Below are 22,042 nucleotides of genomic sequence, written 5' to 3'. Positions count from 1 at the left end.
ACCTTACACCCCTGCAGCGCACGCGCTTGGCGCCCTTGGGCTATGCTTTTGACATGAGCCTCCTCTTCACCCCCACCACCCTCCCCTCGCCCGATGGCGGCCTCGTTTTGCCTAACCGGATTGTGGTGGCCCCCATGTGCCAATACCAAGCCATGAACGGGGAGGCTACTGACTGGCATTTGATGCATTGGGGCAACCTGCTCAATAGCGGTGCCGCCATGTTCACCATCGAAGCCACGGGCGTGTTGCCTGAAGGCCGCATTACACCCGCCTGTCTCGGGCTGTGGGACGACCGCACCGAGGCCGCCTTGGCCGACAAACTGCACCGCGCGCGCAAGTTGGCGCCACACACCGCGGTATGTATCCAACTCGCGCACGCGGGTCGCAAAGCGTCGAGCAAACTGCCATGGCAGGGCGGGCAGCTGCTGGCGCGTGAAGAGGGCGGGTGGGAGCCGGTAGGTCCTTCAGCACTTCCCCAGTTGCCCCAGGAACCACCGCCCGCCGAGCTGACACTGGAAGGCATGGAGCGCGTCAAAGCCGCGTTCGTAGAAGCTGCGATTCGTAGCGCCCGGTTGGGTGTGGAGGCGATCGAACTCCATGCGGCCCATGGTTACCTGATGCATGAGTTTTTGTCGCCCATCGCCAACCAGCGCACCGATGCCTACGGGGGCGGCCTGGAAAACCGCATGCGCTTTCCGCTGGAAGTGTTTGCCGCACTGCGAAGCGCCTTCCGCGGTGTGCTGGGTGTACGCATCTCTGCCAGCGACTGGGTGGAGGGTGCGTGGGATGTCGAGCAAAGCGCGGTGTTTGCGCAGCAGCTCAAGGCGCTGGGCTGCGACTTCATCCACGTGTCGAGCGGCGGGGTCTCGCCCCAGCAAAAAATTGCGCTGGGTGCCAACTACCAGGTGCCGTTTGCGAAGCGCATCCGCGAGGCATCCGGCATGGTCACCACGGCGGTAGGACTGATCACCGAGCCGCAGCAAGCGGAAGACATTCTGCAAGCCGGCGATGCCAACCTGATCGCCCTGGCCCGTGCCTTCCTCTACAACCCGCGCTGGGGATGGCACGCCGCCGCAGCATTGGGTGGCCAAGTGGAAGGCAACCCCGTCTACTGGCGCTGCCTACCGCGCGAGGCTCAGAGCGTCTTCGGCAAGGTGGCGGTGGGCTCGCGTTGAGTTCCTCTATGGCCAACAAAAAAAGGGAGCCAAGGCTCCCTTTTTTGCTGCTGACACGGACTGAACTTAAGCAGCCTTGCCCTTCATGCGGCGACGGCTAATCATGCCCATCAAACCTAAGCCTGCCAGCAACATCGCGTAGGTTTCTGGTTCTGGAACTGGAGTCACATTGGATTGCAGAAACTCGACACGCAAGCCTGTGGGGTTACCAGAGCCTTGAGCCAAGTTGGTCACCACGAATTCCAAAGTGTTGAGCCCACTGTAAAAACCGCTATTCGCACTGAAGCTGGAGAAACTGCTGAATCCACCTGCTGTACCAACTTGCACACCATTGAGTTTGACCACAGCAGAATTGTCGGCCGCGAATCGGCCGGAAAAATTGGCCGTTGCAGCGTTAAAGCCCGACAAGTCAAAGCTCAGCTTCCATGAATAAGTGCCATTGGCGCTTGGGTCGAAGGAAGTGCCTTGGTTCAAGGCCGGTGTGATCCATTTCGAAGTGGCAGTATTTGCAATCCAAGCTCCGTTGAGGGGAAAGCTACCGTTGGAGGTCACGTAACCGAAAGAATTGCCGTTGAGTGCATAGTTGATATCTTGCGCACCGCTTGCAAAACTACCAGTGTTCACCAGGCCAGTAATGGAAGCTGCATGCGCAGACAAAAAGGACGTGGCAGCCATTGCCGCAACGATGATAAATTTCTTCATATGTACCCTGTGTTTGTAAAAAGCGCTACTTTGCACATCGATTTTAAGAATTAGTCCACAAAACTCATGTAGGCCGTATGGACTAGTCTCGATGCAATGAGTGTGAAATAAATCACACTTAAGGTAACGCGTCTTGAGTCGAACCTAGGGATGGCTTGACGGTCAGTGCCGGCGATATGACTTGCCCGTCTACGCCTATGCTTTCCAGAAAACCGCCATTGGCCCATTCCTCGTAGCGCCAGTCTCCGCCAACGCGGACCACGCCGGCAGGAGGCTGCACTTCCTGAACAGGCACATTCTTGAGGGCGGTAGCCATGTAGTCGATCCACGCCGGAAGGGCGAGTGCAGAACCGGAGGCGCGCGATCCCAGGCTGCGCGGCGTGTCATAGCCCACCCAGACCACCGCGACCAGGCCGGGCTGGTAACCGGCAAACCAAGCGTCCACCACGTCATTGGTGGTACCTGTTTTGCCATACAAGTCCGGGCGCTTGAGGGTGGCTTGGGCTTTGGCCGCGGTGCCTGAACGAGTGACCTCTTGCAGCAGGCTGGACACCATGAAGGTATTGCGTTGCGGTACGGCGCGCACGGTCTCGTCCAGCACCTGAGGCTTGGCTTCGAACACCACCTCGCCATTCGTGCGGGCAATCTTCTGGATCAGCACTGGATTAACCCGGTAACCGCCATTGGCCAGCACAGAATACGCACCCGCCATCTGCAAGGGATTGGTGGAGCCAGTGCCCAAAGCCTGGGTCAGGTTGTCGGGCTGGCGCTCGGGGTCGAAGCCGAAGCGGCTGGTCCACTCGCGGGCGCCCACCGGTGAAAGCAGCTGCATCAGGCGGATGGACACCAGGTTCTTGGAGCGGGCCAGCGCGCGGCGCAGGGTAATGGGGCCGTCGGTACTGCCGTCATCGTTTTCGGGTGCCCAATCACCCACGTTTTCCATGGGCGCGTCATTGACAAGCGACTCGGGCTGCATGCCGCTCTCGATGGCTCCGGAGTAAATGAAGGGCTTGTAGCTGGAACCCGGCTGCCGCCAGCCTTGGGTCACGTGGTTGAACTGATTGCGGTGAAAGTCGAACCCGCCCACCAGCGCGCGAATCTCGCCATTGGCCGGGTCCATGGACACGAAAGCCCCTTCGGCCTCGGGCCACTGCACCAGGCTCCAGGCCTTGCCCTGTTGCAGCACGCGCACCACCGAGCCGCGGCGCAGTTTGAGCTTGGCGGCTGCAGAGTCACCCAAGCCGGACTGCGCGGGGCGCAGGCCGGTACCGTCAATGGTGATCGCCTCACCCGAGCCCAGCACCACGCTCACCGCCTTGGCACTGGCGCGTGTGACGATGGCGATGCGCAGGTCTTCGTCATCGTCGTAGTCGGCCAGCGCCTGGGCCACGGCCGGATCTTCGTCCTTCAAGTCGGCAGCGAGGTTCTCCTGCCCCTCCGGACCGCGCCAGACCTGGCGCAGAGAGTGTTCCACCAGCGTGTGACGCAGTGCCTTGTAAGCCACTTGCTGGTCCGCAGCACGCAAAGTGGTGGTGACGTTGAGGCCTGTGGTGTAGCTCAACTCACCGAACTGGGCATAGACCTGCTGGCGCACCATCTCGGCCACGTACTCCGCGTGCACATCCACCTCATTGCGTTTGCGCACCGCGAGCTTTTCGGCCTTGGCTGCCTGGTACTGCGCTTCGTCGATCACCCCTTCCGATCGCATGCGGCTCAAGGCCACCAGTTGGCGGGTACGTGCGCGCTCGAAATTCTGGATGGGGTTGGCAAAGTAAGGGTTCTGCGGCAGGCCGGCCAGCATGGCGCACTCGGCCGCACTGAGCGCAGAAAGCGTTTTGCCGAAATAGGCCTGTGCCGCCGCCTCAAAGCCGTACGCCCGTGCACCCAGGTAGATCTGGTTCATGTAGAGCTCCAGAATCTGGTCTTTGCTGAGTTGCGACTCGATCTTGTAGGCCAGCAGCGCTTCTTTGATTTTGCGCTCCAGTGTCCGCGAGCGGCTCAGGAAGAATGTGCGCGCCACCTGTTGGGTGATCGTGGACGCCCCCTGGGTACGGCCGCCGGTCAGGTTGGCCACGATGGCGCGAGCGACCCCAATGGGGTCCAACCCGCCATGGCCATAGAAGCGCGAGTCTTCCACGGCCAGCAGGCTGTCTTTCATCAGCTTGGGGATCTGGTCAATGGGTTTGTAGACCCGGCGTTCGGTCCCGAAACCGGCTACCTCCACACCATCGGCCGTGAGCACACGCAGCGGTTGCTTGGGTTGGTAATTGGAGAGGGAAGATGTATCCGGCAGCTGGGTCGAGAAAAACGCGACCGCAGCGGCCAGAAACAGGGCACCCAGCACTGCCAACACCAGGCCGGTTTTGAGGATGCGCATGGGCCAGGGGCCCCAGGAAGTGGTTTGCATAGCGGCTCGAAGATGGAGCGCGCATTATCGACAGTGCCGGTCGCACGCTGGCGACCCGTTTGTAAACGCTATGAAAAAAGGAGCTGCTCGCGCAATATGGGCGAGCGCTACTTGCTCTTTTTGCCTGATTTTCTCTTGGGCAACAAGGCGTCGTGCAAAGCCACAAACTCCTGCGTCAGCTTGTGGCCGGGCTCCAGGTAAATCATGGGTTTGGACTGCTCGTGCGACTCGCGGATCTTCACCGAGGCACCGAGGTAAGGCTGCAAGACCGGCAGGCCTTCGTCAATCAGCTCCTGCACCAGGCGCTGCGGCAGGTTGGCGCGCGGCTGGAACTGGTTGACCACGATGCCTTCCACTTCCAGATTCTTGTTGTGGTCGGCCTTGATCTCCTGCACGTTCTCCAGCAGGGTGTAGAGCGCGCGGCGGGAAAAGTCGTCGCAGTCAAACGGGATCAGGCAGCCCTGCGCGGCAATCAGCGCGCTGCGGGTGTAGAAATTGAGTGCCGGCGGGGTGTCGATGTAAATCTGGTCGTAGTCGGCGGCCAACTGCTCCAGGGCGTCACGCAGCTTGTAGATCTTGTGGCGGCTCTCCAGCTTGCTGTGCAGCTCGTCGAGCAGCGGGCTGGATGGCAGCAGGTCCAGATTGGGCCACTGGGTTTCGCTGATGTAGTCGCTCGCAGGCTTGTCGCGCACGGTGAACTTGAGACTCTGCTCAAAAAACTCGGCCACGTTGGGCAGCTCGTCGGCCATGTCGGCGCCCAGCAGATAGCGGCTGGAGTTGCCCTGGGAGTCCAAGTCAATCACCAAGGTGCGCAAACCTTGGGACGCACTGATGGCAGCCAGGTTGCAGGTGATGGTGGACTTGCCAACGCCACCTTTCTGGTTGAAAACAACGTGCTGCATAACGATTTCCTTTGATCAAAGCGGTCCACGGGGATGCAGGCAGTCTAGCGGGGCCGCATGACACGGCGCTGAACACCCCTGCGCACACGCCATGCAGGCAAAAACTGCGCCAGTCCGTGGGCTATGCTTCCTCACCATGCCTGACCTATTGCCCTCTGACCCCTCTTCTGACACCGCCTCGCCCGCACGCACCAGCCCCGCCATCGTGCTGGCTGCCGGCCGCGGCGAGCGCATGCGCCCGCTGACCGACACCCGCCCTAAGCCCCTGCTGCAGGTGCACGGCAAGCCGCTCATGCAGTACCACTTGGAGGCGCTGGCCGCAGGGGGCTTTGCGTCTGCCATGGTGAACACGGCCTGGTTGGGCGAACAGATCGAGGCTGCGTTTCAAGATGCTTTAGCCCTCCAGCGCCCGATGGATGTTCGCAAGCAGCTATCAAATTCAGAGCAACCAACCACCAGCATCCATCTGCATTACTCTCATGAAGGCCGAGATTTCGGTGGTGCGTTGGAGACGGCTGGCGGCATTGCCCGTGCCCTGCCGCTGCTGGACACGGTTTTCTGGTCCATGGCGGGTGACGTGTTTGCGCCCGACATGGTGTTCACCCGTAGCGCCTTGGAGCGCTTTACGAGCAGCGGCATGTTGGCCCACCTGTGGCTGGTGCCCAACCCGGCGCACAACACGAAAGGGGACTTCGGGTTGGAGACCGTGGGCGCGGATGGCATTGGCCGCTGCGTGGACCCCGCTCCGGACAGCACTGCGTCCCGCTACACCTACAGCACCTTTGCCCTGTTTCACCGCGACCTGTTTGCCCAGCCCTGGTGCGACATTCCCGCCGGCAACCCGCAAGGCATCAAGGCGCCGCTGGCCCCGCTATTGCGCCGGGCCATGCAGGGTGCAAGGGTAAGCGCCGAGATTTACACTGGCCGCTGGACCGACGTCGGCACCCCCGAGCGCTTGGCAGAACTCAACGCACAGACACCATGACCCAGCCCTCCACCTCCGCACTCACCGCAGACTACGCCGGCCGCCGCGTGCGCCTGGCCGCCCACATCGGCCCGCATGGCGTGGCGGTGCTGCCCACGGCCCCGGAGCAGCAGCGCAACCGGGATGCGGACTTTTTGTTCCGCCATGACAGCTACTTCCATTACCTAAGCGGCTTTGCCGAGCCGCGGGCTTGGCTGGTTATCCAGGGTGACGGCACCACCACCCTGTTTTGCCAACCCAAAGACCTGGAGCGCGAAATCTGGGACGGCTTTCGCCTCGGGCCGGATGCAGCGCCGGGCACCCTCGGCGTGAACGCCGCCTATTCAGTAGACGAGCTGGACCAACGCCTGCCCGCACTGCTGGATGGCGCCGATGCCGTCTGGTACCCCTTTGCCACCCACAAGGGCCTGGAGACCCGCATCGACGGCTGGCTCAGCAGTCTGCGCGCCCGAGTGCGCTTTGGCACCCTGGTGCCCGAGCAGGTGCGCGACCTGTGCGGTCCGCTGGATGAGATGCGCCTGATCAAGGATGCCTATGAACAGGACGTGATGCGCCGCGCCGCGCAGATCAGCGCGCAAGCCCACATCCGCGCCATGCAGCTGTCGGCCCGCATGCTGCGCGAAGGCAAAGACGTGCGCGAATACCACCTGGACGCTGAGCTGCTGCATGAGTTCCGCCTGCAGGGCTCGCAGTACCCGGCCTACAGCTCCATCGTGGCCGCCGGTGCCAACGCCTGCGTGCTGCACTACCGTGCCGACGCGGCCCCGGTGCGCCATGGTGAGCTGGTGCTGATTGACGCGGGCTGCGAGCTGGACGGCTACGCCTCCGACATCACCCGCACCTTCCCTGCCAACGGCACATTCACCGGCCCGCAGCGCGCGCTGTATGACCTGGTGCTGGCCTCGCAAGTGGCCGCTGTGGAAGCCACCAAGGCCGGCGCGCGCTTTACCGACCCGCATGACGCCACGGTGCGCGTGCTTTCGCAAGGCATGCTGGACTTGGGGCTCTTGAACAAAAACACCGTGGGTAGCCTGGACGATGTGATCGAGAAGCGCGCTTACTTCCAGTTCTACATGCACCGCACCGGCCACTGGCTGGGCATGGATGTGCATGACTGCGGCTCGTACACCGAGCCATCCGAGCTGGGCACCAAGCATGTGCGCAAAGACGCTCTCACCGGCAATGAGATCGTGAACCGGCCCGCGCGCATTCTGCGCAGCGGCATGGTGCTGACCATTGAGCCCGGCATTTATGTGCGTCCGGCACCAGGGGTGCCGGAGCAGTTCCACCACATCGGCATCCGCATCGAAGACGACGCCATCGTCACCGACACCGGCTGCGAGCTCATCAGCCGCGGCGTGCCGGTGGAGGCAGATGCTATTGAAGCCTTGATGCGCTAAGGTCCGATAACGGGTCGATCAGTCCTCGGCGGTGTCGTCCTGTTCGGCCGCCTGGTGGACGGCCTCCCAGTGGCGCTTGGGCAGGTGGCCGAGCAGGCGCTCGACGGCCGTGTCCACCACATCCTGATTCACCTCATGGCCTACGAAGGGGATGACGTCGGCCGTCACATCCGAGCCCAGGCTCACCAGGTGCTCTGCCGCCGTCACGGTGTAGCCGTAATGCATGACCTTGTCAGCCTTGCCATGCACAAAGTGCAGGGTGGTGTGGGCGTGCGGTGCCTTGGGCAGTTGGGCGAAGCGGCCCGACAAGGCGAGCACGCGGCCGGCCAAAAAGACATCTTGCTGGGTGGATTCCAAGGCCATGATGGCGCCCTGCGAAAAGCCCACCAGCGCTGTGGCCTCGGGGCTGACGCCGGCACGGGCTTGCCAGTCCTGCACGGCTTTCACAAACGCGGGCATGGCGGCGGCAACGCGCTCAGGGCGGTTTTCTTCGGTTATCCCGACCACTGAAAACCACTGGTAGCCCTGGCCGAGGTCAGAGGCCTGTGGCCCTTGCAAGCTAACCACCAGCGCTTCAGGAAACTCTTGCGCCAAGCGCCGGCCAAACGGCACCAGACCTTCGGGCGTGGCGCCCACACCGTGGTGCAACATGAAAAGTTGTTGGGGGGTGCCTGCCGGCTGTTGAACGACGATGTCTGTCATGGGCTTACTCCTTGTCTTGTGCGGCCGCGCGGCCTGCATGGCGCAATGTGATGCGGGCCAGCACCCACGCAACGATAGCCGAACCCGCAATGCCCGCCACCATGGGGCGGGCCGTGCCATCCGCCATGGCACCCGTTACTGCCATGACCACCGCACCGGTCACAAACTGCAGGGTGCCCATCAGGGCCGAGGCGGTGCCGGCAATTTCGCCATGTTCATCCAGCGCCAACACCGCCGTGGTCGGCACCACCAGGCCCAAGAAACCGTAGCCCACAAACAGCATACCCAGCATCACATCCAGCCGCTCCATACCACTGAGGTTGACCGCTAATAGCAGGCTCATCGTCAGCGCGTAGCCCACCACCGCAAACTTCACCAGCTTGACCAGGCCGAAGCGCGCGCTGAGCTTGCCGGTGAACTGCGAAATGCCGATGAAAGACGCCGCATTAGCCGCAAACGCGATGCTGTACTGCCGGGGCGTGAGACCGTAATGGTCGATCAGCACAAACGATGAATTTGCCAAGTAGGCAAAGAAGCTGGAGATACCGAAGGCACCGATGAACACCAGGCCCAGAAAATGCCGGTCCTTCAACAGCACGCCGTAAGCGGCCAACGCACTGGCAAAGCTGCTGTTGACGCGGTCTTCCGGAGGGCGGGTTTCCGGCAGACTCGTGGCCAACAACACCAGGCCCAACAAGGCTGCCACGGTCACAGCCCAGAAAACGGCGCGCCAGCCAAACACTTCAATCAGCACGCTACCGGCCAGAGGCGCGAGAATGGGCGACACGCTGAACACCAGCATGAGCAGCGACATGAGCCGCGCGGCATCATGCCCGGTGTGCAGGTCGCGCACTACAGCGCGCGGAATCACCATTCCGGCGCAGGCGCCCAGCCCCTGGATGAAGCGCAGCACCACCAGGGTTTCAATGTCCGGCGCCAACGCGCAGCCTACGCTGCCCAGAGCGAACAACACGAGACCAAAGTACAGGGGCGCCTTGCGGCCCACCATGTCGGACACGGGGCCGTAAATGATCTGGCCCACACCCAGCGAGATAAAAAACGCCATCAGGCTGGCCTGCACCGCACCCATGGAAGCACCCAGGCTTTGGCCGATGGAGGGCAGGGCGGGGAGGTACATGTCAATGGCAAACGGGCCGATGGCCGACAGCAAGCCGAGCACCAGGGCGGTGCCGAAGAAGGAAGTTTTCATAGGGGCGCGAGCATACCCCCGCCGCGTTACACGCGGGGCGGGTGTGTGATTGAAGGTGAATGCGGGCTCTTTTTCCTGCACATTTTGGCTCGGGCTCGGCTATAAAGCGGAAACCCCCTAAAGGAGATTGCGCATGAAAGGCATGGTCTTTACCGAGTTTCTGGAAATGGTGGAGGACAAGTTCTCTGCCGACATGGTGGACGACATCATTGACGACAGTGCGCCCCCCAGCGGCGGTGCATACACAGCAGTCGGCACTTACGACCACAATGAGCTCGTAGGCATGGTGGTCGCGCTCTCGCAGCGCTCGGGCCTGCCGGTGCCGGCGCTGGTACATGCCTTTGGTGTGCACCTGTTCGGACGCTTTCATGCGCTGTACCCCGCGTTTTTCGGCGGCATTACTTCGGCGGTCGATTTCTTGTATGGCATCGAGTCGGTGATCCATACCGAAGTGCGCAAGCTCTACCCGGACGCCCAGCTGCCCAGCTTTGATTGCGAACGTTTGCCGGACGGCTTGAACATGCTCTACGCCTCCCCCCGGCACTTCGGCGACCTGGCCGAGGGCCTGATTGCCGGTGCGGTCACCCACTTCGGTGACCCGGTCAACGTCACTCGCGTCAACTTGCCGGATGGGGCTATCCGCTTCGAACTCCGCAACAAAGCCTGACTGCGTGACAGATTCCGCTGCCCCGCCCCCGCTGGATCCTCATGCCGAAGCCCTGAGGCGTATGCAGGGGCGGCTGGACCGCGAGAAATCGGCGCGCAAGCAAGCGGAGCATTTGCTGGAAGAAAAGAGCCTGGCCTTATTCCAAGCCAACCAGGTGCTGGAACAGCGGGTCAGCGAGCGAACGGCGGAGCTGCAAGCCGCACTGGTGCAGGCCGAGTCGGCCAACGTGGCCAAAAGCCGCTTTCTGGCGATGATGAGCCACGAAATCCGCACGCCCATGAACGGCGCACTCGGCCTGACCGAGCTCCTGAAATCCACGCCCCTGAATGACGAGCAGGCCGGCTATGTGGACAACATCCTCATGGCGGGAAATGCCCTGCTCAGCCTGATCAACGACATCCTGGACTTCTCCAAGATTGAAGCCCACCAGATGGAGTTGGAGCGCATTCCTTTCAATCCCCGGCAGGTGGTGCAGGACACTCTGGCGCTGTTCCGCACACAGGCACAGGCCAAGGGATTGGTCTTGCACCTCGACATGGATGACCATGTGCCCGACCATGCGACCGGCGACCCGAACCGCTTGCGGCAGGTTTGGATGAACCTGGTGGGCAATGCGCTCAAGTTCACCTCGGAAGGTGAGGTTCGCATTGCGCTGCTCTGCACGCCCGAAGGCTTGCGTTGCAGTGTGAAAGACACCGGTATCGGCATGAGCGCGGAGGTGATGTCGCAGTTGTTTGAGCCGTTCAAGCAGGGGGACAGTTCCATTTCCCGCAAGTTCGGCGGCACCGGTCTGGGTTTGGTGATTTGCAAAGCGCTGATTGTCCAAATGGGCTCCGATTTGCAGGTGCAAAGCACGCCCGGAGTCGGGACTGAATTCAGCTTTACCTTGTCGCCCGCTGCCTTGGGCCTGTCTGCGCCCGAGGCCTGGACGCGACCGGCAGAAGTTGCCGTAGAAGCGGCACCTGCGGCACAAATGGATTTGTCGGGGCTGCGCATCCTGCTGGTGGATGACCAGCCTCTCAACCGCCTGCTGGCGCGTAACCAGCTCAAACAGTTGGGCTGCCCGCCGCACATGGAGGCCGAGAACGGACTGCTCGCCTTGGAGCGACTCCGGGAGGCGGAATTCGATGTGGTGCTGATGGACATGCAAATGCCGGAGATGGACGGCATCACGGCCGCCAAGGCCCTCCGCGCCATGCCCTTGGCCCGGCAACCGTTGGTTATTGCCATGACGGCCAATGCCTACGCGGAAGACCGTATCGCCTGCATGGAAGCCGGCATGGATTTGTTTTTGAGCAAACCTGTGCAACTCGACACCTTGCGCCAGGCATTGAACCAGGCAGGCACCCTGCGGGCTTCCTGATTTCCTAACAAGAGCGTGGCACGCCGCCCCTTTGGGACTACGAAAGATAGTTTCTATCTATAGATTAGTCAAATGCGATTGGCTTTATTGAGGCGCAGTGCCTACCATTCACTCCATGCCGCAGAAATGGTTTCTGTAGCCACCGCCCCAGGAGATGACCATGAGCACCGCACAACGCCCCGAGATCAAGACATTTGCCAATCTGGAAGCCGCCTTCGCCGGCGAGTCCATGGCGCATATCAAGTACCGCTATTTCGCCAAGCTTTCCCGCGAGATGGGCGATGAAGCGACGGCCCGCGCCTTTGAAGAAACCGCCGACCAGGAAGTCATGCACGCATTCGGTCACCTGGACTTGCTGTACCCCAAGGCCACCATGACGCCGGCCAAGGCCTTGCAAATCGCCATCGACGGCGAGACCTACGAGTACAGCGAGATGTACCCGGGCTTCCGTGCCACGGCAGAAGCTGAAGGCAATGCCGCAGCCGTTGCCGAGATGGACGAGCAGATTGAAGAAAGCAAGGTGCACGCAGCCCAGTTCAAAGCGGCCTTGGAGAAAGCCCAGAAACGCTTCGCCGCGCTGGCCCGCGTCGAGGAGCGCCACGCCAGCCACTACAAGGCGCAACTGGCAACTCTGACCGCTTAAGCCTGTCTTCAGCAGGCTGCTTTACGCTACTAATTTCATAGCTACTCGCGCTTATCACACATGCGCTAGCAACACTTTTGATTCTTTACCTTTGAATACCATGAAAACCTATATCTGCATCGTTTGCGGCTTTGTGTATGACGAAACTGCCGGCCGCCCCGAAGACGGCATTGCGCCCGGAACCTTGTGGGCCGATGTGCCCGAGAGCTGGGAGTGCCCGGACTGTGGCGTAGCCAAAGCGGACTTCGAGGTCGTTACGATCTAGGCCATTCGGCCTCAAGCCCACCCACAGGAAATCACGATGAATCGCAACATCCCACCGACCCCACTCCGCCCGACTGCCCACAGCCACCGCACAGGAGCCCGCGCATGAGCAGCTCTCCTGTCATCGTGATCGGTAGCGGCGTGGCCGGTTGGACCACGGTGCGTGAGTTCCGCAAGCTCGACGCCAACACTCCGGTGGTACTGGTGACCGCAGACAGCGGGGACTTCTATGCCAAGCCCACGCTTTCCAACGCTTACGCCCAAAAGCGGGGTCCCGAGCAACTGGTGACGACCCCCGCCGCCAAAATGGCCGAGACCCTGCAAGTCACGCTGATGGACCGTTCACGTGCGGAAAGCCTGGACACAAGCGCCAAGACCCTCACGGTGCGTCAGGGTGACACAGCGCAAACCTTGGGCTACCGCCAGCTCGTACTCGCTACCGGTGCTCACCCGATTCGCATTCCCTTGCAGGGCGACGCTGCCGACCGCGTGCGCTCCATCAACACACTCGATGATTTCGCGGGTTTCCACGCCGCACTGGGTGTGGACGCCACCGTGCCCGGCAGTGGCGAAGGTAAAACCGTAGTAGTGATGGGTGCCGGCCTGATCGGCTGCGAGTTTGCCAACGACCTCGCACTCGCCGGCGTGCAAGTGCATGTGGCGGACCCCGCTGCGCGCCCATTGGCTGCCTTGTTGCCCGCCGAAGCAAGCGAACAGTTGCAGGCCGCTTTGTCCGGCCTGGGCGTGCAATGGCACTTCGGCACCTCGGTCGCGTCTGTGAATGCGGATGCCAACGGAAAGCTGCTGGCCACCCTGGCGGATGGCAGCACCGTACCGGCCGATCTGGTACTCAGCGCCATTGGCTTGCGCGCCGATACCGCTCTGGCACTGGCCGCAGGTCTGGCCTGTGAACGGGGTGTCCTTGTAAACACTCGCTTGGAAACCTCCGCCGCGGATGTCTACGCCCTGGGCGACTGTGCCCAGTACGAGAGCGCCGGTCAACGCACCCTCCCTTACGTCATGCCCGTAATGACTGCAGCGCGCGCACTGGCCGCGACCCTGGCAGGCACACCCACCGAAGTGGTGTTTCCCTTGATGCCAGTCAGCATCAAAACACCGGCTTTGCCCATTGTGGTGGCTGCAGCGCATCCCGCCACGACGGGCCAATGGGAGGCTGAAGGCAGTGAGGGTGCCTGGCGTTTTGTGGATTCGGCCGGTCAGCAACGGGGCTTTGTGCTGGCGGGCAAGAGCACTGCACGCCGCATGGAAATGGCCAAGCTCACTACGGCGTGAGGGCGCCAAAGCACTGGTCATAACCCCATACGCCATTCGCATAAAGTTGGCCTCCTCTGTAGCGGGGAGTTAGAGAGCCAAGCCTACAATGCAAAGCCCATTACCGTGCTGGGGCACGCCTCGTGTTGCGAGAGCCCCGGCCACAGAGGAAGCCGAATGACAGACCAGACCACGCCGCTCACGCCACGCCCCCCTGTTTCCAATTCCGCAGAGAAAAAAGCCCAGTTGCGGCAAGCGGCGCTGGAGTACCACGAGTTCCCCACCCCGGGCAAAGTAGCGATCAGCGCGACGAAGCAGCTCATCAACCAGCATGATCTGGCGCTAGCGTACTCCCCCGGTGTGGCAGCTCCGTGCGAAGAGATCGTCAAAGACCCGAACAACGCCTTCAAATACACCAGCCGCGGCAACCTGGTGGCCGTGATCACCAACGGCACTGCCGTGCTGGGTCTGGGCGACATCGGTCCGTTGGCGTCCAAGCCGGTGATGGAAGGCAAGGGCGTGCTGTTCAAGAAGTTCGCCGGCATTGATGTGTTCGACATCGAGATTGATGAGAAAAACGACCTCGACAAGCTGGTCGACATCATTGCTTCGCTGGAGCCTACCTTCGGCGGCATCAACCTCGAAGACATCAAGGCGCCCGACTGCTTCTATGTGGAGCGCAAGTTGCGCGAGCGCATGAAGATCCCGGTGTTCCACGACGACCAGCACGGTACCGCCATTTGCGTGGGCGCCGCCATCCTGAACGGCCTGAAAATTGCCGGCAAAGATCCCAAAAAGGTCAAGCTCGTGACCTCGGGTGCGGGTGCTGCGGCATTGGCCTGCCTCGGCTTGCTGGTCAAGTTGGGTATTCCACGTGAAAACATCTTTGTTACCGACTTGGCCGGCGTGGTCTATGAAGGACGCACCGAGCTGATGGACGAGGACAAGATCCAGTTCGCCCAGAAGACCGATGCCCGCACTTTGCGTGAAGTCATTGCGGGTGCAGACATCTTCCTGGGCCTGTCCGCTGGCGGCGTGCTCAAGCAGGACATGGTCAAGTCCATGGCGGACAAGCCCCTTATCTTTGCGCTGGCCAACCCCACGCCCGAAATCCTGCCGGAAGAAGTCAAGGCCGTGCGCGACGACGCCATCATGGCGACCGGCCGCACCGATTACCCCAACCAGGTCAACAACGTCCTGTGTTTCCCCTACATCTTCCGGGGTGCTTTGGATGCCGGTGCCTCCACCATCACCCTGGAGATGGAAATTGCAGCCGTCCACGCGATCGCCGAACTGGCCCAGGCCGAGCAGAGCGAAGTGGTGGCCGCCGCCTATGTGGGCGAGCAGCTCGCTTTTGGCCCGGAGTACCTGATTCCCAAGCCCTTCGATCCGCGCTTGATGATGAAGATTGCACCGGCGGTGGCGCAGGCAGCTGCAGACAGCGGCGTGGCATTGCGCCCCATCCAGGACATGGATGCCTACCGCGAGAAGCTGCAAAGCTTTGTGTATGCCTCTGGCACCACCATGAAGCCCATCTTCAATGCTGCCAAGAAGGCCCTGAAGAAGCGCGTGGCCTACGCCGAGGGCGAAGACGAGCGCGTGCTGCGTGCCGCCCAGATCGTGGTGGACGAGCGCCTCGCACTGCCCACCTTGATCGGACGTCCTGCGGTGATTGCCGAGCGCATCGAAAAATTTGGTCTGCGCCTGAAAGAAAACGTGGACTACAACGTCGTCAACGTCGAGCAGGACCACCGCTATCGCGACTTCTGGCAGTCCTACCACCGCATGACTGAGCGCAAAGGTGTCACAGTCCAGATGGCGAAGATTGAAATGCGCCGCCGTCTGACGCTGATTGGGGCCATGTTGCTGAACAAGGGCGATGTAGACGGCCTGATCTGCGGCACCTGGGGCACCACCGCCACGCACTTGCATTACATCGACCAGGTGATCGGCAAACGCCACGGCGGCAGCCCCAGCACCCCGCAGGACGTGCAGATTTATGCCTGCATGAACGGCCTGATGCTGCCCAACCGCCAGGTCTTTCTGGTGGACACCCACGTCAACTACGACCCGACCGCCGAACAGCTGTGCGAAATCACGGTCATGGCCGCCGAAGAAATGATGCGCTTCGGCTTCAAGCCCAAGGCTGCATTGCTCAGCCACTCCAACTTCGGCAGCAGCAACGAACCCAGCGCCATCAAAATGCGCCGCACCCTGGAACTGCTGCGCGAACAAGCTCCTTGGCTGGAAGTGGACGGCGAGATGCACGGCGACGTCGCACTGGATGGCGCAGCCCGCAAGGCGCTGATGCCCAATAGCACCCTGCACGGCGATGCCAACCTGTTGGTGCTGCCGAATATCGACGCTGCCAACATTGCCTACAACCTGCTCAAAACTGCAGCTGGTGGCAACATCGCCATCGGGCCGGTGCTCTTGGGTGCAGCCAAACCGGTGCACGTTTTGACGGCGAGCACGACCGTGCGCCGCATCGTCAACATGACTGCTCTGACGGTCGCAGACGCCAACGCTACACGCTGAGTTTTCAGGGCAGTTAGTGCCCACTCTGCGTGTAAAATTTGTGTAAGGGCTTGCTTATTTATTGAGCAAGCCCTTGCTTTTTTGTGCCGAATACGCGACACTAGCGGCTTACTTTTTCGGGTTAACCCGCGGTAGTCGTAAAGGATTCTGGGTGCACAAGGGAGTTATCAAGTTAGTACTTACTGGCTTGTTTGTGACGGTGGCATGGTCTGCCGGTGTCTCCTCTGCCAAAGAAGCTCCGGCTTTTGTCGCAGAGTCGACTGTTGCACTTGCCAGCCTGCCTCCCCAAGCCCGTACGACCTACAACCTGGTCCTGCAAGGTGGTCCTTTTCCCTACGACAAAGACGGCGACGTCTTCGGTAACCGGGAGCGGATTCTGCCCTTGCAGCCCCGAGGTTTTTACCGCGAATACACCGTGAAGACGCCCGGAGCGTCCAACCGGGGAGCCCGAAGAATTGTGTGCGGCGGCAAGCAAGTCACTGCACCTCAAGCCTGTTATTACACGGCCGATCACTATGCGAGTTTTCGCAAGATCGTGCCCTGAGCCGAATTTTGTACTTTGAGAAAGAGAATCGGGGATGGATACGCCACTTCGAACTGTCAGAACGAATATCGTTCAATCGATCCGCGCTTTTCGCGTGTCGGACCTGCAGGAAGCCGCACAAGGCCTGGGTCACCACTTTCTGTACGCCAACCTGGCTAACGCCCAGACCAAACAGGACGTGCTGGACATGATCGGCCAGCAATTCATGCTGCCAACCACCGTCAGCAAGAATTTTGACGCGCTGTACGACAACCTGACCGACCCTGTGCACAAGTCGGGCCCTCAGCCCGGTTTTGTGGCGGTGCTGGAACACATTCCCGCGAACGTCAAATTCGACAAGGAAGCGCGCGAACAGCTCTTGGACATCTTCCGTGACACCGCGGACTACTGGGGAGACCGGAAAATTCCTTTCCGATGCTTCTATTCTTTTCTGTAGCCCGTTCTGCACAAACCAGCCAAGCAGAACGGGCGAACGAGGCAAGCAGCGAAGCCGTGGCAGAAATTGCCATTGCAGAGCCGATTACCGACACCGGCGAAAAAATGCCGACCGACAAGTTGTTGGATGTGTCTCCCCTGGCGTTGCGCATGAGCAGCCCCTTTAACGCGGGATACTGGTTGGCAGCCGCCTGATCAGTACGGTAGGGAAGCAAAAAGGCCTGTCTGTGACAGGCCTTTTTCCATAGGAGCTCCAAAAGCAAACGCGCTCTAACGGGTAGTTAAGCCTTCAGCGATTGCACCAAAGCCACATACTCTTCCACCGGAACCTCCTGGGCGCGACGTTGCACGTCAAACTGGCCTGAAAAACCCTTCTGCTCCAGCCAGGCCCCCAGTGTGTGGCGCAGCAACTTGCGACGCTGGCTAAACGCCACCTGCACCATTTCCGAAAACAGCCCCACATCCAACACTGGCGGCTGGGCCAGGGGCACCATGCGCACCACGGCACTATTGACCCGGGGCGGGGGATCGAAGCATTCCGGAGGAACAAACAGCACGTCCTCCATCGCATAGCGCCATTGCAGCATCACACTCAGGCGACTGAAATCGGAGCTGTCAGGCGGGGCCACCATGCGATCAATCACTTCCTTTTGCAGCATGAAATGCTGGTCTTCAATGCACTTCACGTAGTCCAGCAAATGGAAAAGGATGGGCGTTGAGATGTTGTAGGGCAGATTACCCACCACCCGAAGTTTGCGGGCTACGGCTGCGGAGGTTGCTACATTTTCAGGAGCTGCTGGCGCAATGTCGGCGCTGCTGAAATCCACATTCAGCACATCTGACTCAATCACATGGAGCTGAGGATGACTGCGCAAACGCTTTGCCAGATCACGGTCCAGCTCAATCACGGTCAGGCGACCCAGGCGTTCTACCAAAGGCTGTGTCAGGGCCGCCAGACCGGGACCAATCTCGACCATCGGATCGCCAGGCTGGGGGTTGATGGCTTGGACGATCGCATCGATGATGCCGGAGTCCGACAAAAAGTGCTGGCCGAAACGCTTGCGCGCCAGATGCTTCATTGCGGGGCCTCACGCATTTCCACAAAGGCGCGGGCGCGCACATCGCGCGCCCAAGCGGTGTAAGCCTCTTCATAGCGGCTCTGGCGCAACTGGGCGCGAACGGACTCGCGGATCTGTTGGGGGCTCAACTCCACGCGGCGCTTATCCACCAACTGAATCAGGTGTACACCGAAGCGAGACACCACCGGCGGACTGATAGCGCCTTCGTCTTGCAAGCGGTTCATAGCCTCTTCAAACTCAGGCACAAACATGCCGGGTGAAGCCCAACCCAAATCCCCACCCTGTTCGGCTGACGAGTCTTGCGACATCTTGCGGGCCATGGACGCGAAATCGGTCTTTCCGCTTACGATCTGTTGGCGGGCATCGACCAATCGGGCAATCGCCTGGGCTTGGGGAAGCTGGGGCGAATTGCGCAACAAAATGTGGCGTGCACGCGTTTGAACCATGGTCTGGACCAGGCGGGTCGGCGCCTTGCGCTCCACCAGCTTGAGGATGTGGAAACCCGCACCGGTACGCACCACGTCCGCAATCTCGCCCACTTTCAAGCCTTGGGTGGCGGTCACAAACGAAGGCGGCAACCGGTCACCACGGCGCAGTCCGATCTGTCCTCCATTGTTGCGGTCCGCTGCGGAAAATTCTTTGACGAGGTTGGTAAAGTCCTCGCCATCGCGGGCGCGCTGCAACACTTTTTGGGCTTTGACGTACAAGGCTGCAGCTTCTTCGCCATTGGCCTTCTCGGGCACCACGATCAGGATTTGCGCAATATTGAGTTCCTGGGCGAATGGATCCGTGTTGTTGGCCTGTTGCTCCTGAATCGCACGATCCACATCAACATCCGACACCTTGATGGAGGACTCCACCTCGCGCTCATGCAAGCGGCTGAGGGTCAGCTGATCGCGCAGGCCATCGCGGAAAGACTGCACGGTCACACCGTCTTTGGCGAGCTTCTGCCGCAGGGCAAGCACATCCACGCCGTTCTGGCTGGCCACGTTCTGCTCTGCACGATCGATAGCTGTGGCATCCATGCGGATCCCCTGTTCCCGGGCCAACTGCAACTGGGCCTTGTCATTGATCATCCGCTCCAACACCAAGCGGCGAAGCTCTTCAGGAGCTGGTGTTGCCTGTCCCTGCTGCGTTAACTGCTGCGACACGCGCCGCACTTCGATGCTCAGCTCCTGAAAGGTGATGGGCTCGGAGTTCACCACGGCAACGATGTAGTCACCCGGAAGGGCCTGCTGGGCCATCAGGGCCGGGGTTGCCGCTGTCAGGAGGCACGCAAAGGCCCATGCGCGTACGCTGGATTTCATGGTTTTCAATCGTAGTTACTGAAGCGGCTGTTGGAGCCACCTGTTTCACGCAAGTTCTGGTAACGCGAAATATTGGATTTCAGGGTCTGCAAGGGGCTGACTCCCAAGCGGGTAAAGCCGACGAACTCCAGCTCGAATTTGATACTGCTGGTCGAGGACGTACTGCTGGTTTGCACACGCCCCACCACGACCCGGGCCAGCCAGCAGCCCGCATCGTACTCGACGCCCAGCAGGGTATCGACCATGCGACTTTCATTCAAGCTGTAGTTGAGTCGGCCCACGGCATAGTAGCGACCTTCGCCAAGGCCCTTGCCGGTACCGGAGAACTGGTCCGCATCGCCCCACAAATCATTCAAAGGCCATTGCCAGCTGAAATCGATCTGCTCGCTGACGTCGCGCTGAAAGCGATAGGCTGCATTGAATACCCGGTACGGTGACGGCGTGTAGCGCGCGCCCACCGTGGCGCGGCTGGACTGGGCCGTCAACGGGTTGTATTGCACGGTGGAGTCAACACCCCACTGGCGGGAGAAATTCACGCCAGCACCCAGCATCACATCGCTCCAACCCGCCAAAGCCGGCGCGGTCGTGGAGTTCAGGGTAACTAGCTGGTCTTCAAAGCGGTAGCGCTGGGCGACCCCGAAGCGGGCCAGTTGCTCACCCGTCTGTGCGTCCAGGAAGCGGGTGGTCAGCCCAAAGGTGAGCAGGTTGTTGTCGGAAATCTTGTCGTGGCCGACGTAGGCATTCTCGGTAAAGATGCTGGCGAAGTTGAAATCGCTGGCGGCCGTGTCGTAGTTGGGCAGGTAGCTTTGATTGCGGTAGGGCGTGCGCACATAGAACAGGCGCGGCTCCAGCGTCTGGACGAGGTCGCGGTCGCGCCAGGCCGTCTCACGCTCGAATACCAGCCCCGCATCCAGGCTGAACGTCGGTACCGTGCTGTCAGCGGAGCGATTGCCATTGCTGAGCGTTGAGTCAAATTGGTATGCCGATGTGTGCAACTGCAACTTGGGCGTGATGTAGCCCTCCGGTGCAATGAACGGCCGGCTTACTTGAGCCAAGCCATACAAACGCTGAGTATTTGGTTGTTTCGTCAGACTTTTGTCCGACTCAAACTGCGACATATCGCCTTGCACAGACCAGTCAAAGCCGCGGTCATTGAGCTGGCTGTACTGCACATTCAACTGGGTCAGGTCATAGGGCGGCGTGATCACCGAACTGCTGGACTGCAAGGTTTGCCACTTCAGGGAACGTCCCGTCACGGTGTAGCCTGAGCGGGCCCACGTTGCTTGCATGTCGTTGGCCAGGGTACGCGACGTCAGGGACCCTATGCTGCTGAAATCACTCCAGTAGTTGTCATCGCTCACCCGGTTCAGGTTCAAGGTGTAGGCCACATTACCGAGATCCGTTCCGAGATTGCCGGTCTGGTTCACCGTCGCACCCCAACGGTCGGCGCTGCGCAGTTTGTCCGATGGCATGTAATTCGCCCGCAGCACACCGGAATAGGTGGGCTCCAGGTAACGGAACTCACCGGCCACGGTCACGCCCCGCGCCGTCATCACAGTAGGGGTAACGGTCGCGTCCCGGTTGGGCGCAATGTTCCAGTAGTAAGGCACGCTCAGTTCTGTGCCATTCACGTCGCCCAATCCGATGGTGGGCGGCATGACACCGGATTTGCGGGCGTCACTCAAAGGAAAGCTGATCGCCGGCACCGGCAGGATGGGCACATCCATGAAGTGCAGGTAGGCGCCATGGGCAATGCCCACATCTTCGCCGGTATCGAACTCGATATCTGCTGCCCGCAAGACCCAGTCTGGCACCCAATCCGGGCCAGGTTTCCGCCTGCAGGTGGTATATGTGGCATTGCGCACAACGGTGCGGTCCGGATCCATGAACTCAGCCTTGGATGCATCCCCATGTGCATCGTTCTGCAGAAAGCGATAGGTCGGTGACTCGAAGGTCCCCTCGAAGGCTTCCACCTTGAGGTCCAGCGACGGACCCTCAAACACATTGCCATTGCGGTTGATGCGCACGTTACCCATAGCCCGGGCCCGGTCATTCGGTGCGAAGTACTCCAACCGATCGGCCTTGATCACGGTGCCGGGCTTACGCATTTCCGCCTGGCCCTGGACGATGGTTTCGAGGTCAGGACGACCGGTGATCTGCTCACCCATCAAGAAAACCGGCGCGGCATCCAGCTGGGCTTGGCCTATGCCCTCCTGCAAGCGCGGAGAGCTGTTGAGCGTGAGTGGCGCTTCGTCCGAGGTTTCCTGCGCCTGAACGGACATCTGCGCGCATGCCAAGGCCACCAGAGCCACAAGGCGGGTCAGCGGTGGCCGGCAGACAGGCGCCCGGGGGGGCAGGGCGCGCAAAGGAAAACGCATGGGGCGAAGGGCAGAAACCAGGAGTTGGATCAGGAATCCACACCGGGCCGCACAAGGCGGCAGAGCGTG

The 22,042-nt window shown here is 60.9% G+C and carries 20 protein-coding genes; 12 read left to right on the top strand and 8 right to left on the bottom strand.

What is annotated here, in order from left to right:
- Positions 1-53: 53 nt before the first annotated feature.
- Complete coding sequence (locus AEP_RS13465) at positions 54-1,175, top strand: NADH:flavin oxidoreductase/NADH oxidase (protein ID WP_087497336.1); 1,122 nt, start codon at positions 54-56, stop codon at positions 1,173-1,175.
- 66 nt (positions 1,176-1,241) lie between these two features.
- Here the strand turns inward: AEP_RS13465 and AEP_RS13460 are convergent, their stop codons facing one another.
- The 3 genes from AEP_RS13460 to AEP_RS13450 all read right to left on the bottom strand — a co-directional run bounded on the left by AEP_RS13460 (position 1,242) and on the right by AEP_RS13450 (position 5,186).
- Positions 1,242-1,913, bottom strand: coding sequence for a PEP-CTERM sorting domain-containing protein (locus tag AEP_RS13460; protein ID WP_232459829.1), 672 nt, complete (start codon positions 1,911-1,913; stop codon positions 1,242-1,244).
- 82 nt (positions 1,914-1,995) lie between these two features.
- Positions 1,996-4,284, bottom strand: a complete 2,289-nt coding sequence (locus AEP_RS13455; protein WP_232459828.1) for a penicillin-binding protein 1A — start codon at positions 4,282-4,284, stop codon at positions 1,996-1,998.
- Positions 4,285-4,391: 107 nt separating this feature from the next.
- Complete coding sequence (locus AEP_RS13450; RefSeq protein ID WP_087495853.1) at positions 4,392-5,186, bottom strand: ParA family protein; 795 nt, start codon at positions 5,184-5,186, stop codon at positions 4,392-4,394.
- Positions 5,187-5,322: 136 nt separating this feature from the next.
- Here AEP_RS13450 and AEP_RS13445 point away from each other — a divergent pair, with 136 nt between their 5' ends.
- Positions 5,323-6,171, top strand: coding sequence for a nucleotidyltransferase family protein (locus AEP_RS13445; protein ID WP_087495852.1), 849 nt, complete (start codon positions 5,323-5,325; stop codon positions 6,169-6,171).
- Positions 6,168-7,571 carry an aminopeptidase P N-terminal domain-containing protein gene (locus tag AEP_RS13440; RefSeq protein WP_087495851.1) on the top strand — a complete coding sequence of 468 codons (1,404 nt, stop codon included), beginning with the start codon at positions 6,168-6,170 and terminating at the stop codon, positions 7,569-7,571. Before AEP_RS13445 ends, AEP_RS13440 begins: the two co-directional genes overlap by 4 nt.
- 18 nt (positions 7,572-7,589) lie before the next feature.
- Here the strand turns inward: AEP_RS13440 and ypfH are convergent, their stop codons facing one another.
- Both ypfH and AEP_RS13430 read right to left on the bottom strand, forming a co-directional pair.
- On the bottom strand, positions 7,590-8,273 hold the full coding sequence (gene ypfH, locus AEP_RS13435) for an esterase (RefSeq protein WP_087495850.1): 684 nt from the start codon (positions 8,271-8,273) through the stop codon (positions 7,590-7,592).
- Between the two features lie 4 nt (positions 8,274-8,277).
- Positions 8,278-9,483: a multidrug effflux MFS transporter gene (locus AEP_RS13430; protein WP_087495849.1), complete on the bottom strand. Its 1,206-nt coding sequence runs from the start codon at positions 9,481-9,483 to the stop codon at positions 8,278-8,280.
- 133 nt (positions 9,484-9,616) lie between these two features.
- Between AEP_RS13430 and AEP_RS13425 the strand changes: the two genes are divergently transcribed.
- The 9 genes from AEP_RS13425 (at position 9,617) to AEP_RS13385 (ending at position 17,404) form a co-directional block, all read left to right on the top strand.
- Positions 9,617-10,150, top strand: coding sequence for a heme NO-binding domain-containing protein (locus tag AEP_RS13425; RefSeq protein ID WP_087495848.1), 534 nt, complete (start codon positions 9,617-9,619; stop codon positions 10,148-10,150).
- 4 nt (positions 10,151-10,154) lie between these two features.
- Positions 10,155-11,513: an ATP-binding protein gene (locus AEP_RS13420; RefSeq protein WP_198301826.1), complete on the top strand. Its 1,359-nt coding sequence runs from the start codon at positions 10,155-10,157 to the stop codon at positions 11,511-11,513.
- A 160-nt stretch (positions 11,514-11,673) separates the two neighbouring features.
- A complete protein-coding gene (locus AEP_RS13415) occupies positions 11,674-12,156 on the top strand; it encodes a rubrerythrin family protein (RefSeq protein WP_087495846.1) in 483 nt (160 codons plus the stop codon).
- A gap of 100 nt (positions 12,157-12,256) precedes the next feature.
- Entirely contained in the window at positions 12,257-12,421 is a 165-nt protein-coding gene (locus AEP_RS13410) for a rubredoxin (protein ID WP_087495845.1), read from the top strand.
- Positions 12,422-12,525: 104 nt separating this feature from the next.
- Positions 12,526-13,713, top strand: a complete 1,188-nt coding sequence (locus AEP_RS13405) for an NAD(P)/FAD-dependent oxidoreductase (RefSeq protein WP_087495844.1) — start codon at positions 12,526-12,528, stop codon at positions 13,711-13,713.
- Positions 13,714-13,869: 156 nt separating this feature from the next.
- Positions 13,870-16,230 carry an NADP-dependent malic enzyme gene (locus AEP_RS13400; protein ID WP_087495843.1) on the top strand — a complete coding sequence of 787 codons (2,361 nt, stop codon included), beginning with the start codon at positions 13,870-13,872 and terminating at the stop codon, positions 16,228-16,230.
- Between the two features lie 199 nt (positions 16,231-16,429).
- On the top strand, positions 16,430-16,774 hold the full coding sequence (locus tag AEP_RS13395) for a ribonuclease (protein WP_232460016.1): 345 nt from the start codon (positions 16,430-16,432) through the stop codon (positions 16,772-16,774).
- A 34-nt stretch (positions 16,775-16,808) separates the two neighbouring features.
- Positions 16,809-17,210, top strand: coding sequence for a barstar family protein (locus AEP_RS13390; RefSeq protein ID WP_087495841.1), 402 nt, complete (start codon positions 16,809-16,811; stop codon positions 17,208-17,210).
- Complete coding sequence (locus AEP_RS13385) at positions 17,189-17,404, top strand: hypothetical protein (protein ID WP_087495840.1); 216 nt, start codon at positions 17,189-17,191, stop codon at positions 17,402-17,404. The genes AEP_RS13390 and AEP_RS13385 overlap by 22 nt, the downstream gene beginning before the upstream one ends.
- Positions 17,405-17,490: 86 nt before the next feature.
- Here the strand turns inward: AEP_RS13385 and rsmA are convergent, their stop codons facing one another.
- The 3 genes from rsmA to AEP_RS13370 are packed head-to-tail and all read right to left on the bottom strand — an operon-like array spanning position 17,491 to position 21,973.
- Positions 17,491-18,288 (bottom strand): 16S rRNA (adenine(1518)-N(6)/adenine(1519)-N(6))-dimethyltransferase RsmA, encoded by a 798-nt coding sequence (rsmA, locus tag AEP_RS13380; RefSeq protein WP_087495839.1) that lies wholly within the window; start codon positions 18,286-18,288, stop codon positions 17,491-17,493.
- Positions 18,285-19,595: a peptidylprolyl isomerase gene (locus AEP_RS13375; RefSeq protein ID WP_087495838.1), complete on the bottom strand. Its 1,311-nt coding sequence runs from the start codon at positions 19,593-19,595 to the stop codon at positions 18,285-18,287. Before AEP_RS13375 ends, rsmA begins: the two co-directional genes overlap by 4 nt.
- Before the next feature lie 5 nt (positions 19,596-19,600).
- On the bottom strand, positions 19,601-21,973 hold the full coding sequence (locus AEP_RS13370; RefSeq protein ID WP_087495837.1) for an LPS-assembly protein LptD: 2,373 nt from the start codon (positions 21,971-21,973) through the stop codon (positions 19,601-19,603).
- Between the last annotated feature and the right edge of the window lie 69 nt (positions 21,974-22,042).

This window comes from Curvibacter sp. AEP1-3, from assembly GCF_002163715.1.
GTDB lineage: Bacteria > Pseudomonadota > Gammaproteobacteria > Burkholderiales > Burkholderiaceae_C > Allorhodoferax.
The sequence above is the reverse complement of the archived record's forward strand: the minus strand, read 5'-3'. Positions and strand labels throughout refer to the sequence as shown.